Origin of the sequence: Planktothrix sp. FACHB-1355 (assembly GCF_014748295.1) — a bacterium.
In the GTDB taxonomy this organism is placed as follows: domain Bacteria; phylum Cyanobacteriota; class Cyanobacteriia; order Cyanobacteriales; family Aerosakkonemataceae; genus Aerosakkonema; species Aerosakkonema funiforme_A.
In genome coordinates, this window is sequence record NZ_JACJUP010000198.1 from 1 (window position 1) to 8020 (window position 8020).

The window sequence follows — 8020 nt, forward strand, 5'->3', positions numbered from 1 at the left end:
TTGTTTGCAGGTATTGCTTCAACCTTGGCTTCATTATCTGAAGAAACGCGAGAATCTGACTGGCAAAATCCCTCCCATTGCGCTTCAAGAGCGTCAATATCTGCCCAATATTCTACAGTGTTGTCATCGGTAACCAGTCGTTCTTTGAGGAGCGATCGCTCCAACAATTTTTTCCTTGCCAGTCTCTGTTCGGTACTATTTAAACCTGTTTTTTCTTCAACTTCATCAACATTAATTTTTACCCACTCATCGGTATTGCACAATTGAGATTGCCGCTCGAAAATATGCCAAAACAAAATAGCAGCCGTAACGCCGCCAGTAACTTTAGCCAGCTTGGGGTAGTAAACTGCCGCACAGCCTAAATATTGCCACAACACTCCCAGTTTCAATTGTAAATACTCCCCATATTTATATTTTTTAGATCGAAGCGATCGCCAAACTCACAAATTTTCAGCGCCACCACCTAACTTTGCCACCACTTTAACTAACTCGGCTGGCTCAACAGGCTTGGCTACGTGCATCTGGAACCCTAGCTTCAAAGCTAGTTTGCAATCTTCATCTCTAGCATACGCCGTCAGAGCAACAGCAGGCGTCTCTCCCCCTTCCTTTGCATCCAGCGCCCTCACCTTGCGGATTAAACTATAACCATCTTCCCCCGGCATCCCAATATCGCTCACCAGTACATCCGGTTTCAACTTGCAAACAGCTTCCAACCCTTCCGCCGCCGACCCTACAGCCGTCGCTTGGGCACCATATTCTTGCAGTACAAAAGTCAGAAATTCGCGAGAGTCAGCATCATCATCAACTACAAGTACCCGCAAACCATTGAGGGGACTGCTAACTGGCGATTGGGGAGTTTTGGCTGGCGACTGGCTTGTGAGTGGAACGCGCTGTTTAAGCAAGGGTAGCTTGACGGTAAAAGTTGCTCCCAGTCCTTCTCCCGGACTTTCTGCACAGACACTTCCGCCGTGCAACTCCAGTAGGCGGCGCACAATTGCCAAACCAAGTCCGAGTCCGCCGTACTTTCTGGTACTAGAAGAATCCGCTTGACGGAAATAATCAAAAACATAAGGTAGAAAGTCAGCACTGATACCTTTCCCCGTGTCGCTTACCTTGATTTGCACATAATTGTTTGTGGGGAATTGTTCATTGTCGATTGTTGAGTGTTTTGAATCGCGAACCAGTTCCAGTCGAATTTCGACGCGGCCTCCTTCTGGTGTAAATTTAATGGCATTAGAGAGCAAATTCCAGACAACTTGCTGCAAACGGTTCGGATCGCCCGAAACTAAGACAACGTTGGGATCGATCGCACGCTGAATTTGAATTGACTTGGCTTCAGCCGCAAGGCTTACAGTTTCGATCGCCGCCTCGATAGTCGATTTTAAATTAACAGAACATATATTTAAGTTGATTTTTCCCTGCATGATGCGGGAAACATCTAGCAAATCTTCAATCAGTTGAGTTTGTACCTTAGCATTGCGCTCGATCGTTTCAATTGCTTTAGCAGTGGTTTCCTCATCAAACTTGCGACTTCGCAGCAGCTTTGCCCAACCCATAATCGGATTGAGAGGCGAGCGCAACTCGTGAGACAACACCGCCAAAAACTCATCCTTAATCCGATTTGCTTGCGCTAATTCCTCAGCTTGTTGCCGTAAGCGATTTTCCAATTTCTTGCGCTCTGTCAAATCGATCGCAAAGAAAACCCCACCGGACGAAGTATCCTCAAAACTGGCACCACCAAGTAAAACCGGGACATAACTGCCATCTTTGCGAATGTATTCTTTCTCGTAAGTAGCGCAAGAACCAAACTGTGAAATATCTTTATTATTTAGCCCTTCCCTGGCAATATATTCTGGTGGCGTGATATCTTTCCAATGCAATTTTTTCGCGAAAAAATCTGACCGACTATATCCGATTAACTCCAGAAAAGCATCGTTCGCATCACTGACGTAACCGTTTTTATCCCAGAAACCCATCGCGATCATCTTCGATTCAAACACACTTCGGAATCGCGCTTCGCTTTGACGCAGTGATTCCTCTGTTAGCTTGTACTCAGTCACATCAGTGGTAATGCCAAGTGCAGATTCGATCGAACCATCCATAGCCAACTCTGGCACCACGCGAGCTTGATAGTAACGTGTTCCATTCGGTGTGGGGAAATCAAATTCCCAAGTCTTCTCAATCCCTGTTTCAAATACTTCTTTGATGTACGTTTGCCAGTCAGTATAAATTTCTTTGGGAAATCCCAGTTCGGCGTGAGTTTTACCGATGAATACTTCTGGCGGCATTCCCGTTGCTTTTTCTATTGCCCGGTTCACATAAACGTGACGCAATCCTCGATCGATGCGTGCAATAATGTCGGGCGAATTTTCCGCCAAAGCTTTAAACTCTTGTTCGCGACGATAGCGTTCTTCTTCTGCCCGCTTGCGCTCCGTCACATCCAAAACAAGAGACATAACAGAGACTAAATTTCGCGATTCATCTAAGAGCGCCGAGTTGTACCATTCGCAATAGATAACATCTCCATTTTTTGTATAATTGCGGTTGTTTGAAGTATTGCTTTCTGAGATACCATTGATTAAATTATTGATAATACTATTAACATATTCAATATCTTCATTATAAATGAAGTCCCACTCATAAAATTTTTTCCCTATGACTTCCGCCGCAGACCAACCGAATATTCTTTCCGCTTCTTTAGACCACCAAGATATGCGAAAATTGCGATCCCACTCTACGACTGCCAGCGGTGAATTTTCGACATGGAAAGTGAGTTTTTGCAGAGCATTTCGGAGTGCAGATTCTGCCTTTAAGCGGTGAGCGTGTTCCCTAGCTTCGTTGAGAGCGCGACGTACCGATGGGCCAAGCCTTCCTAACCGTTGTTTCAGCACATAGTCTGTAGCGCCGTTTTTGAGAGTTTCGATCGCCAGTTCCTCACCCAGAGTAGCAGATACAAAGATGAATGGCACTTGCGGATATGTAGTGCGAGCAATTTCCAAAGCGGAAATTCCATCAAACGCTGGGAGGGCGTAGTCTGCCAGAATCAGATCGAAAGTGTTTTTTTCCAGCGCCGCCACAAAGTCACCCCGCGTTTCTACGCGCACCAAATCGCAATCAATACCAGCATCCTTAAGATTGGTATAAATTAGTTCTGCATCTAGCAGACTATCTTCTAGCAGGAGAATACGCAGTACTTTCACGAGACACCAACCTATCGTCAAGCTCTTAATTGCTGAACATTGGATACGGGAGGCATGGAACCGGGTGGCGGCTGATTTACCACAGCCCAGAAAAGCCCTACTTCTTTAATAACGTTAACAAATTCTGCAAAGTTTACCGGCTTTACTACATAAGCATTTACTCCCAAATCGTAGCTTTTGAGCAAATCTTTTTCCTCGCGGGAAGAAGTTAGCATCACGATCAGTATTTTTTTCAAAGTCGCATCGGACTTTAACTGTGTTAGTACTTCCAATCCGTCCACCTTGGGCAATTTCAAATCCAGCAACACCACGACAGGATTGCCTTCCAAACGCAGTTTAAAAATTCCCCGTCGATAAAGATAATCGAGCGCTTCCTCACCATCGCGCACCACGATTACTTCGTTAGCTAAATGATTTTCAGCTAGGGCTGCCAAGGTTAGTTCTACATCTTGCGGGCTGTCTTCAACTAGGAGAATTCGCTTTAATTCCATTCAGCCTCCTGTGCTGTCAGATTTGGCAAGGAAAAATAGAAGGTCGCACCTCGATCTGGTGTACCTTCCGCCCAAGTTTGTCCTCGATGACGATGGATAATTCGACGGACATTGGCCAATCCGATGCCAGTTCCCTGGAACTCTTCCTCACTGTGCAAGCGTTGAAACACACCGAAAAGTTTCTGTACGTAACGCATATCGAACCCTACACCATTATCGCGGACAAAGAACACAACTTCATTTTCTTTGCTGGTGCTGCCAATGGCAATCTCGGCTTGCGAGCGTGTCTGGGTATATTTAACTGCATTGCCGATCAGATTCTGTAAAACTAGGCGTATCATGGAAAGGTCGCCTTGTACTGCTGGTAATTCCTCAATTTGCCAAACTACAGTACGTCCGTTGGTTTCCATTTCTATATCGCGTTTAACTTCTCTAATTAATTGATTCATATCAATTAAGGTGTAGCGCATTTCCGTGCGCCCCATACGGGAAAATGCCAACAAGTCATCTACGAGGATTCCCGCTTTTTTTGACGTTTCTGCGATAGTTTTGAGATAGCGCTGGCTGGTTTCATCTATAGTTCCTGTGGAGTTAACCCGTTTCAGCAGCAGCTCTACAAAACCGCTAATATGACGCAGCGGCGCACGCAAATCGTGCGAGACAGAATAGGAGAAAGATTCCAGTTCGCTGTTAGTTGCTTCCAGTTGTGCGGTACGCTCCTTTACTCTTTGTTCCAAATTTTCTGTGAGTTGTTTGATTTCGGCTTCTGCTTGTTTGCGATCGGTCACGTCTGCGATCGTCAGCAGCGTACCCAAAAACTCACCTTTTTCGCTCACAATCGTATTAGTGGAGACAATCGCCCATAGTTGGGTACTATCTTTGCGGCGAAAACAAATGTCCTGTTGTTGTGTGCGATCTTGTTTAGATAGCCACTCCTTCTCCTGTGCTTCCAGCCGGGATTCTTTTTCCATAAACTCCAACACAGGGCGATCGAGTATTTCCTCTACCCTGTAGTCCAACATTTCCGCCATACGCCCATTAACGTAGTCTATTCGTCCTTCCCGATTTATTGTGCAAATGCCTTCGTTGGCAGTATCTACCAAACGACGATACCGTTCCTCGCTTGCTTGTAGCTTCATCAAGTTTATGAAGAGCCGCCAATTAGCCGTTTGTAGCGCATTACACAACGCGCTAAACAGTATCCCTTGCGTTACAAACAATAGCAGTCGGGCGCTGTCGCTCGCATCCAGAGTCAAGGGAGAGATGGGATGTAAAAAGAAAAAAGTGCTAAGTACCGCCGACAACAAGGTAGCTAACAATCCTGGCCCCATGCCACCGTACCAGGCGCTTACCATTACAGCTCCAAAGAACAGTATGAAAGGCGTCTTTTTCATGGCTATCCAGGGGTCTAGCAGCAGCATCAGCAGCAGCGCCACCCCAACAGCCAGCACTGCCACCCCGTAGCGCTGAATCTGAGATCGTGTTAGATTTGACATGAATTTCTCTGATTGAAATAATCTACCCACCTTTAACGAAACTTTTTTTACCTTAAGGTGGATGAATTGTATTCGGCATTAACCCTACGGCTTATATTTTAATTATTTCTTAAGATGTATCTGTTCCCAGATCTGGAATATTGTTGAAAATATTTTGGTTTATTAGGGATAACGTGATAAGATTAGAAGTTTTTTTTGATTCGCGATGACCTACCAGCTAACTGCGATCGGTAGCCTTATTAGAATAATTATTACCAAACTAAGCGGAAGAGAATCGGTGCGATGGAAACTAATTGAAAGGACTGTTTCCGCTCACTAATTATTGACGATGTACGAGAGCGATCGCTCAAATCGCGCACGCATATCTGTTGAGTCGATCGGGAAGTCGTGCTTCAAGCTAACCGACATCTAATTTTTATATGTCCCATCTAGGGGAAAACCGTTAATCTCTAGTGTTGTAGCTTTGGAGAAGATCGATCGCACCCACACAGGCGCTACAGTTGTGCTGCCCATATCCAAGTTGCTGCCACCAATCCCCAGACAGCGTTAAAGCAAATTACCAAAAAGGGTACGGTAACTCCTAATTGTAAGCCCAGCAAACCTTTGCCGCTGGCAGGGAAAAACAAAAATAGTTGCGCCAGTATGGGGCCAAGTGACACCAACAAGCCTCGCAGAATTAGCGATCGCCTTGGATTACCTGTAATCCCGATTGGGAAAAAAAATAGCAATCCCCAAATTGCTCCCCAAGTTATCCTTTGATACAACCAAGGTGGCGTCAGATCTGGTGCAAGAGATGCTCCCAATAGAGCGGTTAGTTTGGTAGCTCCCGATAACCATACCACCAAACTATTTACCAATGCTCCGATTGCACCTGCACTTAAATATAGAGATACTTTTTTGATCCGATTCATATTCATTTGCCTCCTGTTTCTAGGTTGTAAGTAGGTTCAAACCTAACTACCATAACTTTGATTTGGTGGGAAAGTATGTCAAAATACCCTTGATCTGGCGCGACGCGCCATCTAAGTGCATTTAAGTGCATCTAACCTAACAAGTCAGATGGTGAGTAAAAAATCAGAACAAAACTTGCTTACGCCATCGCCAGCCAATGAAGACCACCCCCTCAAAACCTTTGGATGGGATGTGCGTAAGCCTATGTGGTCGCTGGCGCTCCTGCTGATGGGTTTTACCTTATACTCAGGCACCTTATTCGCAGGAATCTTTGTTGGCCCAGAATACAGCGTTTGGACGGATCTGCTGGGATCGATCGCGATCGGTAACTCGATCTTGGGTATCTATGCTGCCGCACTCGCTTACATTGCTGCCAAAAGCGGACTCAGCACGGCGCTGATGGCAAGGTTTAGTTTCGGCAAGGTCGGTTCTCAGTGGGTTGAGTTTATGCTGAGTTTCACGCAAATTGGCTGGTATGTGTGGGGTTCAGCTATAATTGCTCAGTTGCTAAATAAATTGCTGGGTGTACCCATTTTCTTAAATTGGTTAACTATTTTAGTTTGTACTTATTTGTTTTGCATTACCGCTTATATTGGCTATCGAGTCATGGATTGGCTCAGCCGTATTGCCGTCTCTACAGCACTTTTCGCTATGTTCTGGAGTGTGGCGATCGTCATGACTAAAGTCGGCGGGATGGAAAGTTTACAAGTACTCGCACCGGCAAGACAATTAGCATACGGTCAGATATTAACCTTCGTTATCGGTCTGTTTATTGCAGGTGCTACTCAAATTTATCATAATCCTGATTTCCCTAAAATACGAATTCAAGATGTAATCATCGTTATAGTGGCATTCTTCTTTGCGAATGGGTTTCTAATGCTGTGCGGTGCTTTTAATGCGCTGTTTTACAACAATGTCGATATTGTGCAGGTGATCGGCAATCAGGAATTGCTATTTGCAGGTTTGCTGCTGTTGTTTGTCAATATGTGGACAACACAAGATAACGCGATCGCTGCTTTCTCCGCAATAAGTACTGAGGTATTTCACAAAAATAAGCGAATGGCTTTTTTTGTGGGTAGTGCAATATTAGCGCTGCTGCTATCTTTGGGAGGCATATACAAAATGCTGATTCCTTATCTGATTTGGCTGGGAACTTTTATTCCACCCATCGGCGGCGTGATTGTGTCCGATTACTGGCTAGTTCATCAAGGCAAGTTTCCCGACCCAGAAAAAGCGCGATCGGCATTTAATTGGGCGGGGATTTCTGCTTACGGGGTAGCAAGTGCGATCGCGCTCTTCTCCCCCGGCATTAAACCTATCAACGGCATCGTCGCCGCCATAATCATTCACTTTTTAGCTAGCAAAATCATCGCTTATTTATCATCTTGAAATTCTTCATCCCCTATGCCAGATTCCCCATCCCTCATCCCCAATCGCCAAATAGCTGAATATGTCGATCGCATGGCAGAGTTAATCGATTTGCCCATCGATCCGGAATACAAACCGGGTATAATCGCCAACATGACTAGAATTGCCCAAGTTGCCCAACTGGTCAACGAATTTCCCCTGCCCGATGAAATCGAAGCCGCTACAATATTTACACCATGATCCAAGCCTATCCCGATGCCATTCAAATTGCCTCTGTAGTCCGAGAACAGGAAGTTTCCGCCAAATCGATCGTTGCAGCTGCATTAAGTCGAATTGCCGATGGCAATCAGAGGTTGAATTGTTTTACTACTGTGATGGCAGATAGCGCCTTGGCAGATGCAGAAGCAATCGATCGTCAAATTGCGGAAGGCAAAGACCCAGGTATATTGGCAGGTGTGCCGATCGCAGTTAAAGATTTATTGGATATCGCCGGTATAACTACTTTGGCAGGGTC

7 protein-coding genes and 1 pseudogene are annotated in these 8020 nt (G+C 45.3%); 3 read left to right on the top strand and 5 right to left on the bottom strand.

Annotated elements, in window-relative coordinates; translation table 11 throughout:
• The 5 genes and pseudogenes from H6S82_RS11165 to H6S82_RS11185 all read right to left on the bottom strand — a co-directional run.
• Positions 1–389, bottom strand: a pseudogene (locus tag H6S82_RS11165) (hypothetical protein); the annotation flags it as partial.
• Between the two features lie 51 nt (positions 390–440).
• On the bottom strand, positions 441–3200 hold the full coding sequence (locus H6S82_RS11170; RefSeq protein WP_190461003.1) for a PAS domain S-box protein: 2760 nt from the start codon (positions 3198–3200) through the stop codon (positions 441–443).
• Positions 3201–3217: 17 nt separating this feature from the next.
• On the bottom strand, positions 3218–3691 hold the full coding sequence (locus H6S82_RS11175; protein WP_191056228.1) for a response regulator: 474 nt from the start codon (positions 3689–3691) through the stop codon (positions 3218–3220).
• Complete coding sequence (locus H6S82_RS11180) at positions 3682–5187, bottom strand: ATP-binding protein (protein WP_190461000.1); 1506 nt, start codon at positions 5185–5187, stop codon at positions 3682–3684. The genes H6S82_RS11175 and H6S82_RS11180 overlap by 10 nt, the downstream gene beginning before the upstream one ends.
• A gap of 494 nt (positions 5188–5681) precedes the next feature.
• Complete coding sequence (locus tag H6S82_RS11185) at positions 5682–6098, bottom strand: hypothetical protein (RefSeq protein ID WP_190460998.1); 417 nt, start codon at positions 6096–6098, stop codon at positions 5682–5684.
• Positions 6099–6246: 148 nt separating this feature from the next.
• Here H6S82_RS11185 and codB point away from each other — a divergent pair, with 148 nt between their 5' ends.
• From codB to H6S82_RS11200, 3 genes are all read left to right on the top strand, one after another.
• Positions 6247–7527 carry a cytosine permease gene (gene codB, locus H6S82_RS11190; RefSeq protein WP_190460995.1) on the top strand — a complete coding sequence of 427 codons (1281 nt, stop codon included), beginning with the start codon at positions 6247–6249 and terminating at the stop codon, positions 7525–7527.
• Positions 7528–7542: 15 nt separating this feature from the next.
• Positions 7543–7746 (top strand): DUF4089 domain-containing protein, encoded by a 204-nt coding sequence (locus H6S82_RS11195; RefSeq protein ID WP_190460993.1) that lies wholly within the window; start codon positions 7543–7545, stop codon positions 7744–7746.
• Positions 7743–8020 (top strand): amidase family protein (locus H6S82_RS11200; protein WP_242056906.1); only part of this gene is annotated, 278 nt, incomplete at its 3' end. The genes H6S82_RS11195 and H6S82_RS11200, both read left to right, overlap by 4 nt.

Excerpts from the sequence above, each read along its gene's own strand:
- H6S82_RS11175 (WP_191056228.1), bottom strand. The coding sequence starts at position 3,691 with ATGGAATTAAAGCGAATTCTCCTAGTTGAAGACAGCCCGCAAGATGTA.
- H6S82_RS11180 (WP_190461000.1), bottom strand. The coding sequence starts at position 5,187 with ATGTCAAATCTAACACGATCTCAGATTCAGCGCTACGGGGTGGCAGTG.
- codB (WP_190460995.1), top strand. The coding sequence starts at position 6,247 with ATGGTGAGTAAAAAATCAGAACAAAACTTGCTTACGCCATCGCCAGCC.
- H6S82_RS11195 (WP_190460993.1), top strand. The coding sequence starts at position 7,543 with ATGCCAGATTCCCCATCCCTCATCCCCAATCGCCAAATAGCTGAATAT.
- H6S82_RS11185 (WP_190460998.1), bottom strand. The coding sequence starts at position 6,098 with ATGAATCGGATCAAAAAAGTATCTCTATATTTAAGTGCAGGTGCAATC.